This window comes from Amycolatopsis sp. cmx-11-12 (assembly GCF_046269425.1).
Taxonomy (GTDB): Bacteria; Actinomycetota; Actinomycetes; order Mycobacteriales; family Pseudonocardiaceae; genus Amycolatopsis.
Map to the genome: position 1 here is coordinate 21,584 of NZ_JADNQM010000040.1, position 24,557 is coordinate 46,140.

The window sequence follows — 24,557 nt, forward strand, 5'->3', positions numbered from 1 at the left end:
AGGAGGAACCATGAAGCAACCCCACCTCGACCCACAGCGCCGGCACGACGCCGTACTGCTCTTCGACGTCATCGACGGCAACCCGAACGGCGACCCCGACGCTGGCAACCAGCCCCGTACCGATGTCGAGACCGGCCATGGCCTGGTCACCGACGTGTGCCTGAAACGCAAGATCCGAGATCAGATCCCGTTGCTCCACCCGGGCGAGGAGCGCTTCAAGATCTTTGTCGAAGCCGACGTCGCACTCAACACCAACATCAAACGAGCGTTCACCGCGACCAAGACGCCGCTGACCAAGAAGACAAGCCCGCAGCAACGCGGCGATGTGCAGCAGTGGCTCTGCAACGAGTTCTTCGACATCCGCATGTTCGGCGGAGTCGTTGGCACAGGCGACGGCAACGCGGGACGGATTCGCGGTCCTCTTCAGCTGACCTTCGCCCGCAGCGTCAGCCCCGTCCTCACGCAAGCGCACGGCATCACGCGGATCACGCAGACGACAGAGAAGGACATCGAAAGCGGCGAGTCCACCGAGATGGGAACCAAGTGGACCGTCCACTACGGACTCTATCGCGCACATCTGCACTACAGCGCGTCTCGTGGAGAGCAAACCGGGGTCACCCAACAGGACCTGGCGACACTGTGGCAGACAATGACCAACCTCTTCGAACACGACCGAGCCAGCGGACGCGGAGAAATGGATGTCAAGGGCCTCTACATATTCAGCCACGACGACGCGTACGGCCGAGCGCGCGCCAGTCAGCTGTTCAAGGGTGTCCAAACTGCCCTCCTCGACGGCGTGACCGCGCCGAGGTCGTTCGACGACTACAAGATCGTCGTCGAAGGCAAACTGCCCAAGGGAATAACCTTAACCCGCCTAACCGACTGAAAGGCTTCCTATTGTGTGGGCGAGCCTGACGGTCGGCTCATCGTCGACCAACTGAAACTCATACGGTCGTCGTGATGACCAGATTGACCGACTGCCAACGAAGAACCTCAACGTTGTCGGAATTCTCATGCGCGCAGGTAGCCGATATTGAACGTTGGCTGTTCGCAGTCAATGGGGATCGCAACACCGACATGGTCAGCCCGGACGTGACGGTGACCCGCAGGGCAGCGTTGGCCGTCCGCGGCCAGCGAGGATCGCAACGTGGTGACGGGCCGGAACTGGCTTGCCCGGAGGACGCAGCGCTGGCCGTCCGCTACCAGCGAGGATCGCAACTATTGCGACCCGCCGCACTGGCAGGACTACGTCGACGGCAGCGCTGGCCGTCCGCGGCCAGTGAGGATCGCAACACCGGCCGCGCGTCCATCGAACGGCACTACCTGGCAGCGCTGGCCGTCCGCGACCAGCGAGGATCGCAACACCGGAAACGCGGCCCGCGCACGGAAATACGCATCGGGCAGCGCTGACCGTCCACGACCAGCGAGGATCGCAACATGATCACAGAGGTGTGTTCGGTGTCGACGAAATGCAGCGCTGGCCGTCCGCGGCCAGCGAGGATCGCAACTTCGGCTGGAGCTCCAGCACCGCCCCGAAGAGACGCAGCCGCGCTGGTCGTCCGCGACCAGCGAGGATCGCAACCATCCTTCGAAGGCTAGAATCATACAAGGACCGGTGGCAGCGCTGGGCGTCCGCGGCCAGGGAGGATCGCAACCAGAAGAAGGCCCGCACGAACCTGTGCGCGCTTGCAGCGCTGGGCGTCCGCGGCCAGGGAGGATCGCAACCAGAAGAAGGCCCGCACGAACCTGTGCGCGCTTGCAGCGCTGGGCGTCCGCGGCCAGGGAGGATCGCAACTTCTGCACCGCCGAGAGTTCGTTCTGCCACGCCGCAGCGCTGGCCGTCCGCCGGCCAGGGAGGATCGCAACAAGGGCTCGCATGCGACGCGCTTGCCAGTCAGCTGTCGGCGAACTCCTCCTGGCCGACTGGGATACGGAAGGCGCTCTTCGCCGCTGCCGCGACAGGACTGGCTGCCACCGGGTGGCGGCCGCGTGAACCGCGGGCGCCTGTCACGCCGTGGCGGACTCCATCGCGTGTTTCAGGCCAGGGCCCATGCGGCTATCGGCGGTGCCGACCCGCGACGCTGCGATGCCGCTGGCGGTTTACCCACAGCGCACGCATGGTCTCCAGCGAGACGGCGTCGGTGAAGTCCACTTCCCTGATCTCGGTCGCCCAGGCACGCAGCATCGGCAACACAGCGTCAGGTGCGGGTTTCCGCTCAGCGGGACTGGCCACGTCGGACACATCGCGACATCGTCGCGAAACGCAACATAACCGTCGAACAAGTTTGGCGACGTGACGATCAGCGCCGGGGCTGATCGGACCAAGACCAGTGCAGACCGGACGAAGGTTCGCAAGGCGCTGGCCCGCGTCACCGGCTGGACTGGCCGGGTCGTGGCCGAACTCGGCTTCGCCCACCACGGCGTCCTGCACCTCTGGCCCACGGAGACTCCGTGGTACGCGGGGCTGGAGGCGGAGCCTGATTCCTGGGACGACGGCGGTTTCGATGAGGATAAGATCGCCGAGCTCGCCGGACAGGTCGCGGCTGCACAGGAATTCCGGCGGGCGCGGTGGAGCGAGCGCGTCGCTGTTGCCGAGACGCTACCTGCGCTGGCCGATCTCAAGACGAACCCGAAAATTTCGCGGTGGACGATCTCGTCGGTGGTCAGAAAAGCCAACGACCTGGTCCGGCTCCAAGCAAATGACTGCGCCACCGCCCTGGAAGCCCGCAAAGAGGAATTGGCGGCCGCGCTAGCATCGGACCCGAAGTTCCGTGCGATCAAGAGGACCGACGGGCGCATGCGGTTCATCGAAACCTGGATCCGCGACTATTCCGACGGCCTGACGATCGGAACTTGGCTACTGAAGGAACTCGTCGCGCTGGCCGTCGAGATGCGGAAGAACCAGGGCCCGACTCAGCTGGCTCTAGCGAAGGCGCCGGACCCGTCGTCACCGATGAGTCAGCGGATGGACCTTGCAGGTCCGCAACGGCGACCGCGCGGCGTTTGACGAACTACGGTCGCCTGGCGGGCAACCAGGCCATCCTGAACCTCAACTGACGGACGGGTTGCGAATATCGCCGCTCTCGGTCACCAAGGTGACGTTGCCAGGAAGTTGCTGGTGCGTAAGGAAATAATGTGCAGCGGCGCGCACTTCCGTTGCGGGGATCTCGGCGTTGTCGGGGTAGAACTGTTCGCCGGTGTCGAGGTAGTACATGAGCTCGTCCCAGCCGTCGGGCAGGGCGAAGGTGCCGCCGGTGCTGTAGTAGGCGTCGTCCTGGTCGGCGTAGCGGAGTGTGCCGCGGTCGCGGTAGAGGCCGACGGTCAGGTCCGGTTTCGTCAGGTCGCCGTCGGGGATGAGCTGGACGACTTGCCGGGTGTCGGCGGCGGCGACCGCGTCGAGGACGGCGTCGAGCTCAGCGGGGGTCGTGACGGTGACCGGTTCGTCGAGGTGTCCCACATACCACGCTTCGAGCATCAGCGTGCCTTTCCTTGGTACCGGTAGGTTTTCGGCGTTCCGTCCGCTGTCACACCATAGACGGTGAGCGTCGATCCGGCTGGCAGGACGTTCGGCAGTACTTTGTCGCAGCCCAGCGGGCCGGCGCAGGGGACATGGTTGATCGTGACGGTGACGTCGTCGAGCCCGGTGCGCGCCATGCGGACGGCGAGTTTGGTTTCCACGTGCGCCGCGATCGCGAGTTTCCGGTAGCCGAGTGCGGTCAGATGCTCCTGGGCCTGCTGATGGGTGACGTCATCGGGATCGTCGGGATCGGGGGCACCGGTGCCGCTGACGATCGGCCTGCCGGAGTCCTTCGATCCGGTGGCGAACCATCGTCCGTGTGTCTTCTGACCGGTGTTGGGTTGCACAGGTGGCGGCAGGGAGGCGCGAGCTGCGGCGACCTGTGGTTCGGGGTCGGTGGCGTTGTCGGTGCGTGGGTCTGGTGCGGGCCGTCGGGGCACGGGTTCGGTCGGTGTCGTGGCGGGCCCGCGCAGGCTCGCGGTGTACCGGGCGAGAGCCTTGCTGCTTTCTTGTAGCTGGCCTGTGAGATCGGTGATGCGGTTGTGGGCATCGGAAAGTGCGGCGTGTCCGTTGTTGACGTCCTGTGTAGCCGCCGCGAGTGCGGCGAGAGCTTCCGCTATGAGGCTCGCGGCGGACTGTAGGTGTGCGGCGGCGGTGTCGACAGAGATCGCGGCGGCGGTGGTGCCGGCCACGACGTCAGCGACGTTCTCCATGCCCTGATCATCACCCGTCGGAGCGAGTAGTGCAGCCGTGCGCTGTGTGTTCGTGAACGCGAGCTCGGTTCATTGGAACCGAGGGTGAAGAGGCCTGCGCGGGTTCACGCCTGGCTAGTTGCCGCGACGTCGGGTGCCGTTTTCGAGCTCGAGGACCCGGAGGGCGTGTGCGCTGGTGGTGATCTTGTTGCTGGCGCGGAGGCGGATGATCTGGGTGACGATCACCCGTGCAACGGTGGTCGCCGCGGCGACCACCGCTACGGCGACCACACACCAGACGGGCAGGGCCCGAAGGAGAGCCGCGCCGCCGGCGGCGGAGGCGAGCAGCACGATCGGTTTGGAGCCCATCGTCACCACCTTTTCGTGTTGTTGTCACCGCCGATCGGCCGGTGTGGTTCCACGGTGACGCCGTCCACCACGCTGGTCAGTACATCCATCGGGCACGGCGCCGACGTGGGCGATGGATGTGCATCGGACCGATGCGTCAGCTGCCGACGCGCTCGGTGGGGCAGGCGCGGAGTTCGGCCATGACGGTGGGGTGGGAAACTGTGGTGATGGTGCAGCCGGACCTTGCCGCCGCTCAGCAGCTCTGCACGTTCCTGGCCGGTTTCAAGGCCCGCAGTGGTCTGTCCTACGAGAAACTCGCGGAGCTGGCATCGTGCAGTCGAGGGACGGCCGAGAACTACATCGCCAAGCCTGGCCACAGTCGCGGCGAGGATATCCTCAACTCGCTGTTGACCGCGCTCGGTGTCACCGACGCTGAACGCGCGGAGGCTCTGCTCCTGCACCGGCGTAGCAGGCCCGAAACTACCGACCCAGTGACGGTGGGGTGGAGGGTCGCTGCGGCGGAAGCCGACTGCACGGTGTGGGAGATGGACGAGTTCACCCCTGCCGAGGCGACGGTTCACCCCGCGATCCGTCGTGGTCGGGTTCTCGTCAGCGACGGAAACCCCGTCATGTCGCCGCCCGCGTATGTTCAGCGGGATCACGACACATCACTGCGCGCGGACGTAGCTGCCGCAGCCCGCGGTGAACTGCGTGCTCTAGTGGTGCTGCGTGGCGGGCCGTCGACAGGGAAGACCCGGTCACTGTTCGAGGCTGTCCATGCTCTCGGGCCCGGGTGGGCGGTGATCCGCCCCCGTTCAGCCACTGCGGTTCGTGGCTTGGTCACGTCCGGCCTGCTGCACCGGCGCAGGTGCGTGCTGTGGCTCAACGAACTTCAAACTTTCCTCGGTCCCAACGGCGCCGGACTGTCTCTGGACGTTCTGCGTGACTTGTTCGCCGCCACCGGCAACCGCACCGATGGGACGAACCGAAGCCCGCAGCCTCTCGTGATGGTGGCGACGTTGTGGCCGGAGAAGCTGCGCGATGCCACCGCGCCCGCCGATCACTTCAGCGACAACCGGGGGCTGCTGGCCGCAGCCAATGAGTGGGTGCGATGGCACGATGTTCTCCGCGACTTCTCGCGGCGCGAACGCGGTAGAGCCCGGAAACTCGCTGCCAGCACCGGGGATGAGCGCCTTGGCGCGGCTCTCGCCAATCGCGACCGGATCGGGTTTGCCCAGACCCTCGCCGGGGCCCACGAACTCCTTCAGCACTACCTCACGGCGCCGAACCACATGGACCAGCTGTTGCTCGACGCCGCGTGTGACGCGCGTCGCCTCGGCCACACCAGCCCGATTACCGCCCCCTTGCTGCGTGCGACTGCCACAGCACTATGGCGGGATGAACGTGGCCAGACCAGCCAGCCTCCAGACTGGTTCGACACCGCGATCGCCCACGCGACGCAGCCCCTACGTTCCACCCAAGGGGTCCAGGCCCTCATTCCGCTCGACTGCACCGACCCTCACGACACCACAGGCAAGCCCGGCACCTATGAACTCGCTGACTACCTCGAACAGCACCTCAGCCAGACTCGTCACACCCATCCAGTCAGCGACGCAGTCTGGAACGCGCTACGGGACCACTCCGCGGCCCCCGACGATCTCTGCAACCTCGCCAAGGCGGCAAGAAACCGCGGCCGCTTCCAGCACGGCGAAGCGCTATACCGTGCGGCAGGCACACCCGGTGCATTGGGGGAGCTCACCAGTTGGCTCGCGGTGCGGCCGGGACATGAACAGGAAGCGGAGCGGGTCTACAGGGACGCCATCGCCTCAGGTCACCCCCATGTGCTCTCTGCGTTTGTTCGCTGGCTGACTGGACAACCGGGTCGTGAGGCGGAGGCGGAGGAGGCCTTCAGGGACGCTGTCGCCGCCGGAGACGGCGGCGTTCTTCACGCGTTTGCGCGCTGGCTGACTGGACAACCGGGTCGTGAGGCGGAGGCGGAGGAGGCCTTCAGGGACGCTGTCGCCGCCGGTGACCGCGGCGTTCTCTACGCGTTTGCGCGCTGGCTGACTGGACAACCGGGTCGTGAGGCGGAGGCGGAGGAGGCCTTCAGAGACGCCATCGCCGCCGGCGACTTCAACGCGCTGCAGGAGTTCGCCGCCAGGCTGACTGAGCAACCAGGCCGCGAAGCAGAGGCCGAGCTACTCTTCCGGGACGCCATCGCCGACGGGCGCTCCTTCGTACTCCATATGTGGATTAGTCGGCTGGTGGCAGAGCCAGGCCGCAAAGCTGTGGTAGAGCGGGTGTATCAGAACGCTATCGCCGCCGGGGACTACAGGGCGGTCCGCGTTTGGGCTGACTGGCTGGCGACACAGCCAGGCCGCGAAGCCGAGGTAGAGCGGGTATATCGGGACACCATCATCCGCTACCCCGACGGATTGTCCTCGTTCGCAGGCTGGTTGGCGACACAGCCAGGCCGCGAGGCGGAAGCTGAGCAGGTATATCGGGACGCCATCGTTGCGGGGGACTCTTTCGCGTTCAACTTGCTGGCCAACTGGCTAGCAACGCAGCCAGGCCGCGAGCCGGACACAGAGCGGGCCTTACGCGACGCTATCAGCGCGGACGAACACTTCGCGCACGTCGAGTTGGCTGATTGGCTGGCGATACAGCCAGGCCGCGAAGCGGAGGTGGAACAGGCGTACGAGGACGCTATCGCTGCTGGAGACCGCAACGCGTTCCGTGGGTGGATCGATTGGCTGGCGATACAGCCAGGCCGCGAAGCGGAGGTGGAACAGGCGTACGAGGACGCTATCGCTGCTGGAGACCGCAACGCGTTCCGCGGGTGGATCGATTGGCTGGCGACACAACCAGGCCGCGAAGCGGAGGTGGAACAGGCATACGAGGACGCCATCGCCGCTGGAGACCTCTACGCGTTCTACTCGCTGATTGACTGGCTGAGGGAACAGCCAGGCCGCGAGGCGGAGGTGGAACAGGTCTACCGAGACGCCGTCACCGCCGGAGATCCCTCCGCGTTCACTAAATTGACTGACTGGCTAGCGGAACAGCCCAGCCGCGAACGCGAGGCCAAGCATATTACTCGCTTTGGACTGGACTGATAGGACCTGCGTCCATCGAGTACGGGAAAACCGGATCAGAAACGCCTCAGCCTGGAACTTTGACTGGTAGCCGACACTATTCGTGCGTGATGTATTCCGTACGAAACTCGCCGGTGGCCACCTACGTATCGGGCCACGTCACGAGTGCACCAAAGATCATCAACTGGCTGACGAGTTCCTCGAACCCATCACGCTGCGAGCCCGACGGCGACTTGCCACGGATTTGCCGCCAGTTGATCTCGGGAAATTGAGTCACGAAATCTCGCCAGTCAATGGTAACGGGATGGATGGAACTGGACAATCTGAGCTAGATGATTCTAGGCGCGTGGATGGCATCGGTAGGTCAATGACACAAGGCACTCCTTGTGGCGACACTCAGGCCCTGTCGCTTTGCGTGATCACTCCTAGCAGTTGGCGACATCTCGGGCGGCGACTGTTCGCGACCACGACCGAAGCCTCGCCACTGTTGCTGACGCACCAGCGATCCCGTCGTCCTACTGCGCATACTCGGCTTGGGCGTCACCACCGCCATGAGCAACATCCGCGCCGCCTACCCTGACCCCTTCACCCTCGAACCTGTCAGCGTGCGACAAACGAATTCTCTTGCCGCCAAACGAACTGCTCAGCGTAGACAGCGTTACGGCCGCCCGATTCAGCAGCCGGGTTGGCCGGGAGGTGCGGTTCACTGTCTTCGCCGAATTCCAGCCAGGATGCCGCGGAGGCCGGAGGTGGAGCGCACGGGCGCGGTATTTGCCGGCGAGGTCACGGTGGCTCGGGTACCGCGCGGCCTGATCGTGCGCCCATGCCGGGGACGCCCACTTGGCGTGGATCATGCCGAGCAGCGCGTGGTGCGGCGACGCAGGCTGGACCAGGTCGCGAGCTGCTGCCTGAAGGCGCCATCGACTTCGGCCCATCAGCATTCGGACGAGGCGATGCGGGTCGTGGACGAGACTGGTGATGGCAAGAAGAGTGAGCACCGGGGGTGCAGCGGCAACCCGTCGTGAGTGCTCCAGACGGGTGGTGCCCATTAAAACTCGCGGTGACGCGTCGGCTACTCAGGCAGACTGTAGTTCGTGGTAGACGGGGCAGCGGGCCGAAACGAATCTGCTGGCAAGGAGGCCGGTCGGGTTACGCAAGCTGGGCCCATTGGGCATCTCCAGACGGCCAAACACGCGGAACCCGAAGCGAAACGTAGCGGTCTTGTGCCGCGGCAATTGCCGCTCGTGATTCCTGATTTCGTCGGCCGTAGTGAATACCTGACGGCGCTGGACGGTTTGCTTCTCGAAGAGCGCGAGGATACATCGGTAGCGGCGATCATCTCGGCGGTGGACGGGGCTGCCGGGATCGGAAAGACCACGCTAGCGGTGCACTGGGCTCATCGGGCGCAACGTCACTTTCCGGATGGCACCCTCTATTCCAACCTTCGTGGCTACGGGCCTGGAGCTCCGGCCAGTTCCAGCGAGGTGCTGGAGGGATTTCTCCGGGCGTTGGGGACTCCGGTTGACTGGATACCGGTTGGGCTGGAGGCGCGAACTGGTCTGTATCGGTCGTTGCTTGCTGGCCGGCAGATGCTGGTCGTGTTAGACAACGCCAGTACCGCCGAACAGGTGCGCATGCTGCTGCCTGGCTCGTCGAGGTGTCGTGTTGTGGTTACTAGTCGTGACAGTCTGCTTGGGCTGGTCATCGGCGAGGGGGCGGTTCGGTTGACGCTCGATCTGCTCACGGCGACAGAAGCGGTTGAGATGGTGGAGTCGATCGTGGGGCGCCAGCGAGCGGAGATGGAGCCAGATGCTGTGCTGGCGCTGACGACCGTGTGCGCGCGATTGCCGCTCGCGCTGCGTGTCGCGGCCTGTCGCGCCACAGGCCACGTGCATGCCACCGTCGCAGACGTTGTCGCCGAGCTCGCCGATGACCGTCATCGACTGGACGCTCTGAGTCGAGGTCGAGACGAGCGGGCAGCGGTGCGGACCGTGTTCAGTTGGTCCTACCGTCGGCTAGGCGCTGAGCAAGCTCGCCTGTTCCGCTGTCTGGGCCTGCACCCCAGCTCTGAGTTCAGCGTAGAAGCTGCTGCGGCTGCACTTGGGTCTTCCAGGCACGTGACTTGTCAGCTCCTTGATGAGCTTGCCGACGCCCACCTCATTGAACCCGTGCGTCCGACGCGGTATCGCATGCACGACCTATTGTTCTCCTATGCGGCGGAACGCGCTGCGCAGGACGAAGGCGGACCCGATCATGAAGCGGCTGTGCGTCGCATACACGGGTGGTACTTGCACACCGCGGATGTGGCCTTACGTGCGCTGCATTCGGCCGATGTGCGGCTGCCTCTTCCGCTGGTCGGCCCGGGTGTCGTGCTGGTTTCGTTCGACAATGATGCCGAGGCATCGGAATGGCTGGAAACCGAACGGCAGACCGTCATAGCGGCAGTCCACAGTGCTGCAGATCACGACCTCGGTCCAATTGTGTGGCACCTCGCTGACGCGCTCTCCATGTTTCCGCAAGGCCCCCAAAACGCTGCGGTACGCGCGGCTGTACATATCGCTCTAGCTGTTGCGCGGCGAGCTGGAGAAGTGAGGGCAGAAGGACGCCTGCACAGTACGCTCGGAAATGTACATAGTCACCTGGGCGAGTATCCGCAAGCACGCGACCACTTCGCACAAGCTATTGCGAAAAGTCGACATATTGGAGACTTGAATGCTGAGGCCATCGCCATCGGCGATCTTGGCGTCATGGAACGTGAGCTGGGCAATCTGCGCGACGCTGAAATTTGCATGCAGCAAGCCCTCGTCATGGGCAGAAAAGCCAGCAGCGCAACAGGTCAAGCGGCGCCTTTGGCGAACCTTAGCTTTGTCTATCATAAACTCGGCGATTTTACTCGCGCTCGAGACTGTGCGCAACAAGCACTCACTCTATATAATGAAGGCGAACATCTCGCGGGTCAAACCATCGCCTTGGTCAGAATCGGGATTATCGATTGTGATCAAGGACTGCTGGATCAAGCCGATGATCACCTCAGGAGGGCATTGAGCAAAGCCGTGCGACTCCGAGACAGTTACCGGCAGACCATCGCACTGCGCGGCCTTGCGAGCGTTGCTCGCCGAAAGGGCGAGCTACACGGTGCGGAGCAATATGCCCGAGCGGCTCTTGCCAGTGCGCGCAAGATCGGCTATCCGCCGGGTGAAGTTGACGCTCTGGTCGAACTGGCCATCCAGTTGCGCGCACTTGAACGGTTTCAAGAGGCGCTTGACTGTGCTGAAGGAGCACGGTCGCGGGCGTGTGCCACGGGCCAACAGCTTCGCCAAGGCGAGGCGTTTTGCGCGCTAGCCGAAGTACATCTCGACCTCGGCGAATTTCGGCAGGGCATCGAGCACGCCGAGCACGCTTTGATGATCAGCCGTAGTACAGGGCACCGCTTGGGTGAGGGCCGGGCTCTGCGAACTCTGGGTCATGCCTACGAACGGACGGGCCGTCACATCGACGCTGCTCAGTGTTGGAACATGTCGCAGGCGCTCCTCGCTGAGACTGGCGCAACCTTCACCAAACGGCAAGCCTGGTAGCACTGAAGTCACCGAAGGTGTTTCCGTCGTCGCAGGGATCAGCGGCCGTGCCCACAACGCGGCTCAAGCATGTTCAGTGACAAGCTGGTGCCTCAACAGGGCCGTCGCAGCGCGCGTTCGACATGACAGCCTTTCATGCCAGACGAAGTGATGCTTCTGGGAAGTGTCATTCAGGATCTCATGCGGCGGCGCCATCGGGGCGGCCTGCGTTCCCTCAGCGACTTGTCACACCACCGGGTAGATGGCCCTGATGACTCCACCGGTGCTGTAGTCGCCGGTCAGCTACAGCCTAGGCTGCGCCATCAGGGACTCGAACCCCGAACTCGCTGGTTAAGAGAACCGGCCGGACATTGCGGCAAGGAGAATCTACCAATTTTGATCTCGAGAAACGTGTCCTCGCCCATGTCCGATCTCGTTTAGCTCTTCGTCTCATGAACCGCGCCGGGATCCAGACGCTGTCACCAAGCCCCGACGGGTCGACAGTAGGGCAGTATCTTTCGGGCTCGTGCTCCGCTGAAGGCTCTTGAGAACGTGCTGCTGGGTCTCTGGTGTCCAGACGATGCTCAGGTGCTCACGTGCGCGGGTGACGGCCGTGTAGAAGATGCTGTGGGTGATGTGATCTTCGCTGGCGTCTGTAATGACGATCTTGACGGAGTCGTACTCAAGACCTTGTGCCTTGTGGATCGAGACGGCGTAGGCGACCTGGAACGGCACGGTGGTATTCAGGGAGTCATCGTCGTCGTCGCTGATGTCGTGCTCGTAGACCGAGAAGCGAACCGTTGAACCTTGCACCCATTCGAGCTCATCACCGTCCACATCGAACTCGCTGAGCGGTCGGTCGAGCTCGACGTCGAACCGGATCTGCCCTCGCATGCGCTCGACGGCGACAATCCACCCTTTCAGATTGTTGTAGATCACCGGACGGAACCGTTCAGCGCCGCTGAACAACACCGGATCGCCGACCTTGTACGTGGAGGCGCCCCAGGTCGTTGCCGCGCCAGGGTTGCTGCTCTGCAGGAATCGGTTGACGTTGTTGATCCCATAGAGACCGTCGTAGTTCAGGCACAGGATGATCTCGTCGTCACGCTGAGCCTCGAAGAGTGACTTGTCGAGAACGGTCGAGTAGCCATTGCGGGCGATGACCTCGGCGAGGTCGTCGTCGATGCACCGCACCTTGTTCCAGAAGCCTAAGAGCGAGTCGTTCTTGGTGCGGAACGGTGTCGTTAGCTCAAACACCGACGTGTTCGGGATGAACGACCGGATGATACTGAACCAGTTCCCGAACTGGATCGATTCGATCTGGTAGACGTCACCGACTAGCACGAGCAGTTTGAAGGATGTCTCCTCCAGCACCCTGAGTAGGTCAGCATTGCTGACGGTGCTGCACTCGTCGATGACTAGCAGGTCGTACTCCGGGTCGAGGGCAGCCCTGTGGATCTGGCTGCTGATCGTGCGGAAAGTCGAGTTCTGCGCTGTGACCTTACGCTTGAGGTTGTCGATCGCTGGGTTGGTGTGGGCAAGGAACAGCTTCGACTTGTCGTTGAAGTAGTTCGCGATGTGGTCAACCATGGTCGACTTGCCAGTGCCGGCCGCGCCGTAGATCAGCGCGACCCGCGACTGGCTGAACAGCAGCTTGAGCGCGTCCTTCTTGGCGTCGTCGTCGATCTCGCGTGGAGTCTCGTCGAGCCAACGCTCGACGGCCTCTGTGTAGCCGTCGATCCCGGAGGGTGTGAACTCCTGGAGCTTCTCGACGATGTCGACGGTGTCGTCCTCGTAACCACGGATGAAGATGTGCCCCTTGTCCAGCACCAGCTTGCGCTCGGTGTGGCGGTGGTAGACCTTCCTGTTGTACGCGGGGATCAGCTGGCCGATGTCTCCGAATTCCTCCAGCTCAGCCACAGGCGTGTAGAGGACTCCGTGTCGCTCGACGTTGTTCTTCACACGGCGAGCGAGCAGCTCATGGTTACGTTCGGACACGTCGAGGCTTTCGACGAGGTCCCAGTACCGCGGGTTGTGGCCCGGCAGCGAGGTGCAAAAGGGCATCTGATCGAACGGAATGCAGCCATACTTCAGATTCATGCCTGACAGGAGCCCGCAGCTCTCCCAGTAGTACTGCGGCTTCAGCACCTGGTTGTGCATTCGCAACATGAGATAGCGGATGACGTTGTGGCCAGGAGAAGCTGAGCGCACGATGCGGCGTGCTTCGTCCAGTGCCGGGAAGATCTGCGGCTGAGAGATGCCTGTCGTACCCAGGGCCTTTGTCGCCTGGTACCTGTCATCGGGCAGGTCGATTAGGTCCAGCAGGCTGCCCGAGCCGGCCGTCAGCCCTTGCATCAGGTAGCGGTACTCCGCAGAGCCGGTCCGCACCCTGGTGGTGATGCCCAGAAGACGTGCGAAATTGTCGAATTCACACGGGCGGATCGACACCTCCCACTCGCGAATGATCGTGATTGGCATCGTTTGGTCGAGCACGTCGATCGAGTCGCTCTGTAGCGTCAGCATGGCCGAGTACTTGTCGGTCATGTCAATGTCAGTAAAGGCGATGATGCGGTCGAACTTGCTGATCTTATTGACGGCTTGGTAAAAGGTGACCTCGTAGTAAATGCGGCCGCCAACGAAGAAGGGGCGCGTCTTATGGATGTAGTATCGGCCCGGCAGGCCGTCGCCTGACCGCCTTGAATGTCCAGCCTCGATCCTCGTGGCGATCTTTTCGTGGTACTCCCGCAGCGACGGGTCGAGATCGATCGGAAAGGCTTCAAGGTTCGCCAGTACGGCGATCCCGCAGCTGTCCTGGAGCAGGCTACGGATGCGCAGGAGGTACTCGTAGTACTTGAGCATCAGACGCTCGGAGGCGTCCCCATCCAGGGTGTAGTGCGAGGTACTCGCTTGGGTGAGCTTGTGGAACTTGCCGAGAAAGTTGACCTTACCCTTGCTCTTGACGAATGCAAGTCCGGGATCGACTTGTGCGTAGTTAAAGTCTGCATCGGAGTTGCCGGTGTGAAGTCGTACCGCTACCCCCTCGACGAGGTTCCGGAGTTGCGCGAGGACATTCTGCGACAGCAGAGCGCGCTGATCAGCCAGTAGCTGGATGTTTCGGCAGATCGCCTCGTCTGCGCTCTGGATCTGTTCGCCGACCGTGGTCATGAGAGTTCACCTCCATCGTCGGCTGCGCCTGCACGTGCTGGTCTCCAGCCAATTGCGCCCATTTCGTGTAGTGCGACTGCCGCTGCTGTAGGGATCAACTCAGCGAGTACCTCGATAGACCTCTCCCAATCGGTCAGTCTCAATCTGGTCGCGATTAGTAAACACTGGCGATCCGGATTGCTGCCTTCGAACGATTGCAATTTCGCACGGCAACCATTATCCGTTTCGAGGGTCTCGTTGCAGCATGCCGACGCCAACCTCGCCAGGTTGAGCATCGCCGCGGCCCTCTGGTCGGGGTCGGAGGTGCCGTTCGCGATCGCCTCGATGTGTTCTCGGGCGCGCTCCTCAGCGAACATCGTCGTCATGTCCGTGAGCGCGTCGTCTCTGTGGCCGGGAGTCATGGGAGCATTGGCGATGGTTTTGGCTCGCTCCAAGTCACCTATCCACACGGCAGCCCCTGCAACCCATTTCAATGCCCAGTCTCGGATCTCTGACTTGACTATGGCGTAGGCGACGTTCTCTGCTTCATCGACCGCGGAGCGCGCAGTTTCCAGGTCACCAGCTTGCACGAGCCCCCCGGCTAAATGCGCGAGTGCCCACGCCTGCTCGCCTAGCTCGGTGTAGCTTTGAACCAGCGTCTCGGCGCGGTCGATCTGCAGACGCGCACGTCGGGGATCGCCTGCGTTCACGAACGCGTCGATGATGTCCGCCAACACCCACAGATAGCTGTCGGAGTTGTCGATGTCGCACGCGATGGCCTCGGCGCCCTCCAGGTCTCCGGCCTGGGCAAAGACGTCCACGAGCCAGGCCTGCACCAGTGCGCGCCCATCGCGTTCGGCGATGTTAGGGACAATGGTCAGGACATGGTCCACCAGCGCACGCGCTCGGTCTTCGTCGCCGATGTCGACAGCCACCTCCGTCAGGTGCATGAACAACGTGGCTTGATACTCGAAGTCGCCGACGGTGCGGGCAGCGTTTTCGGCCTGTTCAAGCACCCTGTGCGCTCGTTCCGAGTCGCCGGCGACGGCGACCGCCGCAGCGATTTCTCCTAGAGCCGATGCGCGGGAATCTGAGTTAGTGATGTCGTGAGCAAGAGCTTCAGCGCGGTCCAGATCACCGTGGCGTGCCCGCGTCACAGCGATCCGCTCCAACGGCAACGACTGACGGGACGGGTCGATCTCGTCACGGACGAGCGCTTCGGCGCGGTCCAGATCGCCAATCTGTGCCAGCGCAGCCGCGACGTCAGACAGAGCCGATACCCACCGCCGCGCACTGGTAGCGCCGCGTGCTACTGCTTCAGCCCGCGCGAGGTCGCCCGCCTCGGCAATCGCCTGCGCCACATCGGTTCGTGGGTGTGGACGGAGTGGCACGTCCGTGAACTCCCTGGCGAGGGCTTCGGCGTGGTCCAGATTGCCTGCCCGCGCCAGTGGGATTGCCACCTGCTGCAGCGCCATGGTGCGTGCACGTAGATCAAGAATGCTGCGGGCCATGACCTCGGCTCGCATCAGGTCGCCGCAAGCGGCGGCCGCTGCCACCATCGCGGACAAGATCGTCGTCCGATGTAGTTCGGAGACGGCGTGGAGGTCGTTTTGGACCTCGTCGATCAGCGAACGAGCGCGGTCCACATCACCGATTCGCGCCACAACCTCAGCCAGGCCCGCGAGGACCTTAGCCCGCGTAGACGGCTTGGTGATCTCGCGAGCAATCGCCTCGGCGTCTTCGACGAGTGCGCGGACGCGGTCGGTGTAGTCCTCACTGTCATGTCGTGCGAGCGTCTCGGCCAGGCGGGTGAGCGCGCCGGCTCGGCCGCCAGGGTCGGTGATAGTCCGGGCAATGGCTTCGGCGCGCTCCCCATCACCAGTCCGCGCGATCGCCACGGCGAGTTGGGTTAGTAACGACGGCCCGTCGTAGGTATCAAGGCTGCGGACTAGGGCCTCTGCTCGCTGCAACTCGCCAATTCCCACGAGTGCCTCCGCAACGCCCATCAGCTCGATGGATCGCGGTCCAGAATCGATTCTGTGGGTGAAGGTCGTCTCTGCCTCGGCGATCAGGGCGCGAGCACGTTCGATGTCGCCGGCTCGTGTCGCGGCTTTGGCCAGGTATGCCAGCGACTCCACCTGGATCCTGGGATCGCTGATGTCGCGCGCATGCGCTGCCGCTCGCTCCGAATCACCTGTCTTCGCGCTCGCGGCCACCACATGCAGCAGAGATCGAGACTGCGTGAAGGGGTCGCTGATGTTGCGCGCGGCCATCTCCGTTCGGTCGAGCAGTGAACGTGCTTGCGTTCGGCTGCCGACCTCGGCCACCGCCACCACGAGGTGACCCAGCGCAGCGACAAGGTCCACCGGATCGCTGATGGAGCTAGCAAGGGCAAGCGCACGGTCTGTGTAGCCGCGACGAGCCCAGCAAGCAGGCAGACTGACCGGGATGCCATCGTTTCGGCTGATCAGGTGGTCACGATGGATCGCCAGCCGCAACATCGCCAGCAGGTCGATAGGACTCTGAAGGAACAGACGATCCTGAGTAGCGGTGACCTCAGTCAGAGCGGCGTTGTCACCTCCGGACAGATCGAGCATGCGATCGTGGCGCGCTCCGTCGGTGCCCAGGGCGACCATACGGGGCAGGTCGTTGGTCGCTGTGAGCATGCGGTGGTAGCCGCGGAGCAGGTATTCCGGTGTCTGTGACGGCCAGCCCAGGCTGCGGTAGTGATCGGCCCACTCATGCAGGCGATGTCGGTAGGCCGTCAGTTGGTACTCGCCCAGTTCCTCGGCCGCGATTGCCTGGAGGTCCTCGTGTCCGAGCAGATAGACCGGGTTTTCCGGGCGCCAGTGCGCGTTGCGGGTATCGAACGTTCGCGCGGCTACTTTACGTAGCCGACCGTGGACTCGGCGCGCGCTCTGGTTGGTCAGCGCGGCAAGGTCGGCAGCCGTCAGACCGCCACGGGCAACGGTGAGTAACCCGAGCAGATCGCGTTCTTCTGGACCGGCATGCAGCATACGGTCCAGTTCCAGGAGCATGCGGTCTTCGGCGATCTTCGCGTGGGGCGAGGCATCCAGGGCGCGCAGGACGGCTGCATCACGCAATGGATGGTCGGCGGGGACATCGGCGGGGAGCTGGGGGTTAGGCCGTCCGGCCACCAGAATCCTGATCCCGGTGGGCGGACGGGCAGGCAACGCGGCGGCGATGCTGGTCCCCACCCCTGGGCGGTCGTGCGGGGTGGCGCGGTCCTCATCCAGGCCGTCGACCAGCAGAACTAGCCGTTCCTGCCTGCTCTGGCAGGCTTGCGCGGCGCGCGTGAGCAGCCCTAACAAGTAGCTGTCACGCACATGTGGGGGCATCGTCGCCGGGCTGGGCTCACCGAGGATCTCGGCCAGCTGGTCGCCCACGATGTCCACGAACGCTTCCCGGGTGTCGTGTCCGGCCCAGCGGGCGGTGACGAAGAATGCCACCACACGCACTCCCGGCGGCGGGCCGAGGGCGAAGGCGGCCATCAGAGCGGTCTTGCCTGACCACTTCGGCGCCCGCCACCATCGGTACGCTGGCGCATCATCGTTGGCTGCGGTACAGAACGTGGCCAGCTCGGCTAGCTCCATAGCCCTATCAAGCAGCCGGTCGGGAGCGATCTGCGCGATCTGGTCGCGGTAGTAGGAGACCGCTGCGGGAGCGGTGGTGACCGTGACGGTGCCCGCTCCGCTGATCGCGATGGCGCCCGGCGCAGTCGCGATCGCGTCTCCGGTCCTGGAGACCCTAGCTGTGCTCACTTGCGGCCACGTTCCTGCCGAAGCTGATTCGTCTCTCGCTGTTCAAGCCGATCCTTGCTCACTTCGCGTCACCATCTCGACTACGCCACCTGCGGCTAAGTATCAGCCGAGGTCAACGCCGGTGACTGCGCTGCCGCCATCATCGGCCTGTGCTTCTCCTGTGTTACGCGCCCTGACCGTCCCTTCGTCCCTGGCGGTGCCGCGTACGCCGGAGATGGCGCTGCTGCCGGCCCCAGTGGCAGTCGCCTTCCCAGTGCCTGTGGCCCGGGTGGTGCGACGCGATCCAGCTCGACCGGACGAGGCGCGCAGGGTTGTCCAGACTGCGACACCGACTGCGGCCACCGCGCCCAAGGCGGAAGCCACAGTAGCGGCCTTATTGGTCTGATCCCACTTAGCCACAGCGAACCAGACACCCAAGCCGGCCACGACCACGCAAGTAATCACCAAAGTGACCCGTGCTCCGTTCATACCCTTAACATCGCACAAGCCGACGGCCTTGTATCAGTGCTGGCTTCAGCAGCCTTCGCGGCCACTACCGCTGAGGTTGGTCGCTCGCGCGCATCTGTACTCTCTCGGAGCTTCGCTACCGTCCAACAGAAGAAGCCCTACCTCGTCGAGGTCTACTTGGCGGGGGCCGCCTGTTCGACGTCGGTATCCGGGCGATGCAGCACCATCCGCAGGGTGACCGGCCCACCAAGAACACGACCTCCTGTGCCGCGCACGGTGGCCTGGTCGCGACCGGTCTGGTCGCGGCCGCGGTGCTGGCCGTCAGCACGACGGCCACCTCCGATGCGGAAGGAGCCGAGCGGAGCGGTCCCCGTCTCACTCACCTTTCGCGGCTAGCGGTGCCGGCCGACCCGGTACTGCGGCACACGGATGTGCGCGGTAGAAGGTCGAGCTGGACCCACAGCATCCGGTCTGCGGTCGTCTCGACTCGACTGCTATTCCGGATCCCGTCGCGGTGGTCGGCCACGGCCTGCGCGAGAGTGCGTAGCGCAGACCTCATCTCGTCGATCACACGGGCTTCGTTGAGAAGGCGGATTCGGGGCTCCAGCTCACCGCGGCGTTCACGCGCGCAATTGGTGAAGTGAACTGTCCGCGACTTCCAGGCCTCGTACTCGGACGCCGTCTCCCGGTAGTCCTCGCGGGTGCCCTGAAAGGCACGCAGGTCGGCCTTGCGTTTGATGAACGCGACCTCGACCTGCTTGATCAGGAGCCCAAGCGCGCGGTAGGTCTGCCGTAAACGCTCCTCGCCAGTGGTCATTGCCCGCCAGCGTGCCGTGTCTGGCCGGTTGACTTCCTGACCGACCGCTTCGACGGCTGCACGGTCATCGTCGACTGCGTACGGGAGTCTCATGTCTCGGGTTCCGCCACGGCCAAGCGTTGAGGGCTGAGTGGCCGAGCGCGCTCTTGGCGCAGCTCGATTTCAGCCAGTTTTTGGGTGAGCCATTCCCGGGTCTCTTGCTGGCCAAGCGCTAGTTCTGCCAGACGTTCCAGTTGGCCCTGGTAGTAGGCGATGTCGTGCGCGCTTTCGAGGAAGAGGCTGGCGGTGGGCAGTTGGTGGTGGAGAACGGGTGGGTGCTCGTCGTGCCGATACAGGGTGAACCCTGTGCAGAGATCGGTCACGGGGGCGTCCGCGGGAACGAGGTGGATGTGGCAGCGGGGAAGCGAGGACAGGATCGACAGGTGCACAAGTTGCTCATGCGCAACCTCGGCGCTCCCTGGCTTGTCGTGCAAGGCCGCTTCGGGAATGTAGAAGGTGAAGGGGCCGGGTTTTCGCATGGATGACGGCTGTCGGGTGAGGCGATCCTGCACTGCGGCATCCAGCGCGAACCCGTTCTCGTAGCCGTGCGTCCTAAGCACGGCGCGGATGTACGGTTCGATTTGGAGATGTCGGGGGATAGAGAGAGCATCGTAGGTGGCGAAAGAAATACTTTCGGTATCGAGCACGGTGACGATAGGGAGTGAGTCGGGGAAACCCGCGGGGTGAGGCCTGGCCTGGCAGCCGTCGTCGGGGTAGCGGTCGAGCGCCACCAGGCGGTCGAACTCCTCGGTAGTTGCCTTCGCTCGTGCGAGGTAGAGCGCAACCCTTCCGTCTTGAGGTTTGCGTGTGCCGTTCTCCATGTGTGAAATCGCAGGCTCGCCCCAATCCAGCATAAAGGCCATGTTGACGCCTAGGTAACCTGCGCGCTTGCGGATCCGTCGGAGCTCGGCGCCCATTTCCCTTCTTTTGATGGTGGAGAACTTCTTTTCTTTTCCCGTCTTCAATGGATTCCTCGATGTGGTCATGTGGTATCGATTTTCTGATTTCTAGCGATCCGGGCCTGGACTTCCTGGTCGATAGCGGACTAGGGCCTAACCTCGGTTAGGTGTGTCGAGAGTCGATCTCGGGTCTCGCTACGACTGAGCGCTGCTGCGGCGATCTTTTCTAGATGGCCTTCGTAGAACGTGATGTCGGTTTCGTTTTCGAGGAAGAGACTGGTGGTGGGTTGTTGATGGTGCAGTACGGGGCGGTGTTCCTCATGTCGGTAGAACGTGAAACCTGTGCGTATGTCCGTCAGGTCCGCGTCTGCGGGAACAAGATGGATATGGCAGTGAGGCAGTGTGGACGCGATTGTCAGATGCGCCAACTGTTCATGTGTCACCGTGGGAGGCACGCTGGTGCTGTGGAGGGCAGTTTCGGACAGGTAGAAGGTGAAGGACCCGGGTTGGCGAAGGGAAGAGGGGTGGAGAGCCAGCCGGGTCTTCACCGCCGTGTCGAGTGCCTGATCGTCGTATCCGTGTCGCCTGAGGGCATCGCGGATGTACGGTTCGACCTGGAGGTGGCGGGGTACTTCCACGGGGTCGTAGCTGGTGATCGATGAACTGTCGTGGTCGAGCATGGTGATGATGGGAAGGCTATCGGGGAAGCCCGCCGGGTGTGGCCTGACTTGGTAGCCGTCATCTGGGCGGCGAGCCAAGGACACCAGTTCGTCGAGTTCGACGGGGGTGGACTTTGCTCGCGCCAGGTAGAGTGCGAGTTTCCTGTCCGGGACCTTGCAGAGGCCGTTCTCCAGGCGCGAAACCGTGGAAGCGTTCCAGTTCATCAACGCACCCACGTCGCCTCCGGGATACCCAGCCCGCTTGCGGATCCGGTGAAGCTCGATTCCGAGCTCTCGCATCTTTACAGTCGACAAAGAGCTCGCGTTATTTTTCTTCTTCACAGTTCCTCATAATGCTTCTAGAAGAGATTTCTTTGCTGTGGTGGCGCGGGAAACGGAGAGTTGGCCAGATGATCGTCCGCGGAGGCCAGGTTGGAGGTGTAATGTTCACCATGCGAGCGAGAGCCCGAAATATATTCTGGCTCCCAGGTAAGCGATGACGAATCCGCTGCCGACGATGACTCCTCCTCCGATGAGCAGGAAGATAATTCCGATATAGCTGACGTTGCCCAGCCTGGAACCAGCTGACGTGCGATGAGAAGTGGCATGCGCGTGGCGTCCGGTGGCCATCTGTTCTCCTCCATAACATTTAGTCGGCAATTCTCGCGAGAGTTGCGAGCGGGAGCTGGCAGGTTGAGAGGAGTCCCGGCGAGGGGGTCAGGTCCGGGACTCCTCTCAACCTGTCACCTGTGGGCCGCCCGAATTTGTTTCTGGCTGTGGTGGTCAAATAAGGTGCCATGGCCCGGCGATGCATCCGTTGTAACCGCTTTTCTCGGCTGCGTGACCGGTTGACCGGACGCAACTGTGCGGTGCTTGTCGCCAAGGCAAAGGGACGAGTGCTGTTCCATGGAAACGTTGCCGCCAGTCCGGCGCTTCAGCGGTTTCTGGCTCGGGGAGGGCGAGTAGCCTTTGAAGTGCATCCTGAGGCTTGCCGCCGAACGACCAGGAAATAAGCTCGGGTACGAATGGATGAACGTCCTTGTTGATATGGGCGCGGTAGGCTTCCGCGAAGCCTTGACTGTTGACTACGAGGACGTCTGCATGATTGTTCTTTCGGTGTAGGTAAACAAAACCTAAGAAGTTCTCTCTGGTGCCGAATTGCCACTTCTCCCATCCAGCGCCGGACACTGCGTCAAGGGCGTTGTCAATGTCCGCTGTCATTGCCCCAAGAGTGGGCCGCCGCTTACGTTGAGAAGCAGGCATCACCGCTTCGCGGGTTCTTGCAAGGGTCCCGCCCGGACGGGCAAGGAGGATCCAGAACTGGCCCTGTTACCGTAAGTGACTGGATGCATGTACTGAGTGTCTGACTCCAGGTGCTGGAGTGGAACGACAGTGATGCATGAGATTCAGCTGGTAGAGAGCCTGCAGCGTCGGATTCCATGCATGTACAGCATGGAATCTGTGACTTAGGGTGTTAGATCGCATACACTGTGATGAGAGATGGACGAGGGGCGGCTGGTCGTGCGAGGAGCAACGCGCAGGTGTAAAGCGTGCGGCGCGCGCCTCGCTCGCGATCGCGTGAGTGAACATTGCGGGACGTGCATCAAACGATTGGTGTCCCATGAAGCTCCGACGCGACCAGAGTCATTCTGGCAAGCGGAGGGCATTCGTGCTGCGCTTGATGCGCGCCACTTCGGGCGCCTTCTCTCGGCATATCGCAAGGAATCCGATCCGCACGTGTCACAGGCTGCGCTAGGTCGATGGCTGGGCCTGGATCAGTCACAAGTGAGTCGGCTCGAGGCTCCCGGTGCTCGTTCGCCAAGCAACCTGCACAGCCTCGAACGTTGGGCCTTGGCAATACGTGTCCCCCTGGAACTCCTATGGTTCAAGGTTTCCCATGTACCTGAAGCATCGACTGGCGCGGAGGTGCAAGCTAGTGTCGACGACGTGCAACGGAGAAGTTTCTTCAAAGCCGCAAGCGCGGGCGCGACCGTTATTGGTGCTTCGCTTCTCGGTGTGGCCTCGGAGTCAGCGAGCGCTTCGCCGAAACCTAGAAGCCGCGACGTCGAGATTGTTCGGGATATGACGGCGACGTTCCGGCGACTCGACAACCGGTATGGCGGTGGCCATAGTCAGGCGACGACGACCATCACCAAATACTTGACGTCAACGGTTACGCCGTTGCTGAAAGACGCTGGCAGGAGTTCGACGGAGCAAGAGGAATTGTTTGGTGCGGCCGCCGAGTTACACCAGGTCGTTGGCTGGATCGCTTACGATATCGGCAATGCGGGCGAAGGGCAGCGACACCTGCGCGATGCGTTGAAGCTGTCTCAGGATGCCGGTGACGACGCACTTGAGGCCGAGATGCTTGCGGCGATGAGTCATCATGCTGCGTTCAATAGAGCCCACGGGGTCGCCGTCGACATGGCGCTCGCAGCCAGGCGTACTGCCAAGCGATCCGGCCTGGTCGCTCTGCAGGCAGAGGCTGCGGTTTTAGAAGCCCATGGGCACGCGCTCCAGGCGAACCCATCTGCTTGCTTCGCAGCCCTTCGTGACGCGGAACGATCCTTCGAACGATTTGTACCCGGTTCTGGGCCGTCCTGGCTGACCTATTTCGACAACGCCTACCTTTCGGCGAAGTTCGCTCACACCTTCCGCGATCTCGGACTTCCTGTTGAAGCCGAGCGGTTCGCCCGGCGATCACTTGGAATGAGCGACGGGTACGAGCGTGGAAGGTTGTTCAATACGGCTCTACTCGCGTCGACGCTGGCCGATCAGGGACGCCTTGATGAGGCGTGTAACGAAGCGGCGACCGCGGTAAGGATGAGTGAGCACGTCCGATCGGTTCGAGGTGGCGCCTACCTTGCTGATGTAGGACGTCGTCTAGCCGCGCATCGCGACGACCGGCGCGTAAAGTCGCTGTACTCCCAAATGACTGCGGCAGGTGTCCCCACTCCGACACAGTCCTAGCGGTGGAATGCGAGAACGTGGAGCAAGGCAACCTGGGATGCTGCGCCGATGATCTCGCCCTCGGCGATGCGCTGGCGAACAGTGTCGAGTGGAATCCAGGCTACCCGTTCAGCTTCGTTGATATCTTCGGGTTCGCCGACATACTCCGCTCCTCGGGCCACGTACAGAATATTCTCTGCGTCGGCGCTGCCGACAATGGGCTGCATCGAGCCAAGGCGTTCGACGCCGAGCGGGCGCCAGCCCGTCTCTTCCTCGACTTCACGCGCCGCGGTCTTCGCGGGATCCTCGTTGGGGTCGACATAGCCACCTGGTAGTTCCCACACCCAACGGTCGACGATGAACCGGTGGCGCCACATCATGAGCACGCGGTCCTGATCGTCGAGAACCGCCACCATGGCGGCTTTGGGGATGCGCAGCACGTACTGCTCGAAGGTCACGCCGTCAGGGAGCTCGACCGAGGCGATGCTCAGGTGTAAGCGACGTGTGTCGTCGACCAGCCGCTCCTCGTGGATCTTCCAGCGTGTCGACTCTTGCCCGTTGGGTTCGATAGCCACGTGACTGGATCCTACGGCGCAAGGTCGGCGTAGCGATATGAGC

20 protein-coding genes are annotated in these 24,557 nt (G+C 63.1%); 7 read left to right on the top strand and 13 right to left on the bottom strand.

The window, feature by feature from the left end; genetic code table 11:
• The first annotated feature begins 10 nt into the window (after positions 1 to 10).
• Both cas7c and ACLARN_RS36650 read left to right on the top strand, forming a co-directional pair.
• Complete coding sequence (cas7c, locus tag ACLARN_RS36645; protein ID WP_409496069.1) at positions 11 to 886, top strand: type I-C CRISPR-associated protein Cas7/Csd2; 876 nt, start codon at positions 11 to 13, stop codon at positions 884 to 886.
• A 212-nt stretch (positions 887 to 1,098) separates the two neighbouring features.
• Positions 1,099 to 1,410, top strand: a complete 312-nt coding sequence (locus ACLARN_RS36650; RefSeq protein ID WP_409496070.1) for a hypothetical protein — start codon at positions 1,099 to 1,101, stop codon at positions 1,408 to 1,410.
• Positions 1,411 to 2,056: 646 nt separating this feature from the next.
• Here the strand turns inward: ACLARN_RS36650 and ACLARN_RS36655 are convergent.
• On the bottom strand, positions 2,057 to 2,233 hold the full coding sequence (locus ACLARN_RS36655; RefSeq protein WP_409496071.1) for a hypothetical protein: 177 nt from the start codon (positions 2,231 to 2,233) through the stop codon (positions 2,057 to 2,059).
• 60 nt (positions 2,234 to 2,293) lie between these two features.
• Here ACLARN_RS36655 and ACLARN_RS36660 point away from each other — a divergent pair, with 60 nt between their 5' ends.
• Positions 2,294 to 3,007 (top strand): hypothetical protein, encoded by a 714-nt coding sequence (locus ACLARN_RS36660; protein WP_409496072.1) that lies wholly within the window; start codon positions 2,294 to 2,296, stop codon positions 3,005 to 3,007.
• 42 nt (positions 3,008 to 3,049) lie between these two features.
• On the opposite strand, the gene ACLARN_RS36665 is transcribed toward ACLARN_RS36660, so the two are convergent.
• The 3 genes from ACLARN_RS36665 to ACLARN_RS36675 all read right to left on the bottom strand — a co-directional run bounded on the left by ACLARN_RS36665 (position 3,050) and on the right by ACLARN_RS36675 (position 4,578).
• Positions 3,050 to 3,475: an Imm1 family immunity protein gene (locus ACLARN_RS36665; RefSeq protein ID WP_409496073.1), complete on the bottom strand. Its 426-nt coding sequence runs from the start codon at positions 3,473 to 3,475 to the stop codon at positions 3,050 to 3,052.
• Positions 3,475 to 4,230 (bottom strand): DddA-like double-stranded DNA deaminase toxin, encoded by a 756-nt coding sequence (locus ACLARN_RS36670; protein ID WP_409496074.1) that lies wholly within the window; start codon positions 4,228 to 4,230, stop codon positions 3,475 to 3,477. The genes ACLARN_RS36665 and ACLARN_RS36670 overlap by 1 nt, the downstream gene beginning before the upstream one ends.
• 114 nt (positions 4,231 to 4,344) lie before the next feature.
• Positions 4,345 to 4,578 carry a hypothetical protein gene (locus ACLARN_RS36675; protein WP_409496075.1) on the bottom strand — a complete coding sequence of 78 codons (234 nt, stop codon included), beginning with the start codon at positions 4,576 to 4,578 and terminating at the stop codon, positions 4,345 to 4,347.
• 179 nt (positions 4,579 to 4,757) lie between these two features.
• Between ACLARN_RS36675 and ACLARN_RS36680 the strand changes: the two genes are divergently transcribed.
• From ACLARN_RS36680 to ACLARN_RS36690, 3 genes are all read left to right on the top strand, one after another.
• Positions 4,758 to 7,670, top strand: a complete 2,913-nt coding sequence (locus ACLARN_RS36680; RefSeq protein ID WP_409496076.1) for a hypothetical protein — start codon at positions 4,758 to 4,760, stop codon at positions 7,668 to 7,670.
• Positions 7,671 to 8,398: 728 nt separating this feature from the next.
• A complete protein-coding gene (locus ACLARN_RS36685; protein ID WP_409496077.1) occupies positions 8,399 to 8,674 on the top strand; it encodes a hypothetical protein in 276 nt (91 codons plus the stop codon).
• A gap of 219 nt (positions 8,675 to 8,893) precedes the next feature.
• Positions 8,894 to 11,224 carry an ATP-binding protein gene (locus ACLARN_RS36690; protein ID WP_409496078.1) on the top strand — a complete coding sequence of 777 codons (2,331 nt, stop codon included), beginning with the start codon at positions 8,894 to 8,896 and terminating at the stop codon, positions 11,222 to 11,224.
• Between the two features lie 429 nt (positions 11,225 to 11,653).
• Here ACLARN_RS36690 and ACLARN_RS36695 read toward each other — a convergent pair whose 3' ends face one another.
• From ACLARN_RS36695 to ACLARN_RS36730, 8 genes are all read right to left on the bottom strand, one after another.
• Entirely contained in the window at positions 11,654 to 14,368 is a 2,715-nt protein-coding gene (locus ACLARN_RS36695; RefSeq protein WP_409496079.1) for an ATP-dependent RecD-like DNA helicase, read from the bottom strand.
• Positions 14,365 to 18,129, bottom strand: a complete 3,765-nt coding sequence (locus tag ACLARN_RS36700; RefSeq protein ID WP_409496080.1) for a hypothetical protein — start codon at positions 18,127 to 18,129, stop codon at positions 14,365 to 14,367. Before ACLARN_RS36700 ends, ACLARN_RS36695 begins: the two co-directional genes overlap by 4 nt.
• 620 nt (positions 18,130 to 18,749) lie before the next feature.
• Entirely contained in the window at positions 18,750 to 18,959 is a 210-nt protein-coding gene (locus ACLARN_RS36705) for a hypothetical protein (RefSeq protein ID WP_409496081.1), read from the bottom strand.
• Positions 18,956 to 19,393: a hypothetical protein gene (locus ACLARN_RS36710; protein WP_409496082.1), complete on the bottom strand. Its 438-nt coding sequence runs from the start codon at positions 19,391 to 19,393 to the stop codon at positions 18,956 to 18,958. Before ACLARN_RS36710 ends, ACLARN_RS36705 begins: the two co-directional genes overlap by 4 nt.
• An 89-nt stretch (positions 19,394 to 19,482) precedes the next feature.
• A complete protein-coding gene (locus ACLARN_RS36715; RefSeq protein ID WP_409496083.1) occupies positions 19,483 to 20,418 on the bottom strand; it encodes a helix-turn-helix domain-containing protein in 936 nt (311 codons plus the stop codon).
• A gap of 59 nt (positions 20,419 to 20,477) precedes the next feature.
• Positions 20,478 to 21,290 carry a helix-turn-helix domain-containing protein gene (locus tag ACLARN_RS36720; protein ID WP_409496084.1) on the bottom strand — a complete coding sequence of 271 codons (813 nt, stop codon included), beginning with the start codon at positions 21,288 to 21,290 and terminating at the stop codon, positions 20,478 to 20,480.
• Between the two features lie 147 nt (positions 21,291 to 21,437).
• The gene (locus ACLARN_RS36725; RefSeq protein ID WP_409496085.1) at positions 21,438 to 21,620 is read right to left on the bottom strand and encodes a hypothetical protein; all 183 of its coding nucleotides are present in this window, start codon (positions 21,618 to 21,620) and stop codon (positions 21,438 to 21,440) included.
• 153 nt (positions 21,621 to 21,773) lie between these two features.
• Positions 21,774 to 22,211, bottom strand: coding sequence for a hypothetical protein (locus ACLARN_RS36730; RefSeq protein ID WP_409496086.1), 438 nt, complete (start codon positions 22,209 to 22,211; stop codon positions 21,774 to 21,776).
• A gap of 630 nt (positions 22,212 to 22,841) precedes the next feature.
• On the opposite strand from ACLARN_RS36730, the gene ACLARN_RS36735 reads away from it, so the two are divergent.
• Complete coding sequence (locus ACLARN_RS36735; RefSeq protein WP_409496087.1) at positions 22,842 to 23,960, top strand: XRE family transcriptional regulator; 1,119 nt, start codon at positions 22,842 to 22,844, stop codon at positions 23,958 to 23,960.
• On the opposite strand, the gene ACLARN_RS36740 is transcribed toward ACLARN_RS36735, so the two are convergent.
• A complete protein-coding gene (locus tag ACLARN_RS36740) occupies positions 23,957 to 24,514 on the bottom strand; it encodes an NUDIX hydrolase (protein WP_409496088.1) in 558 nt (185 codons plus the stop codon). The genes ACLARN_RS36735 and ACLARN_RS36740 overlap by 4 nt on opposite strands.
• Positions 24,515 to 24,557: the final 43 nt, after the last annotated feature.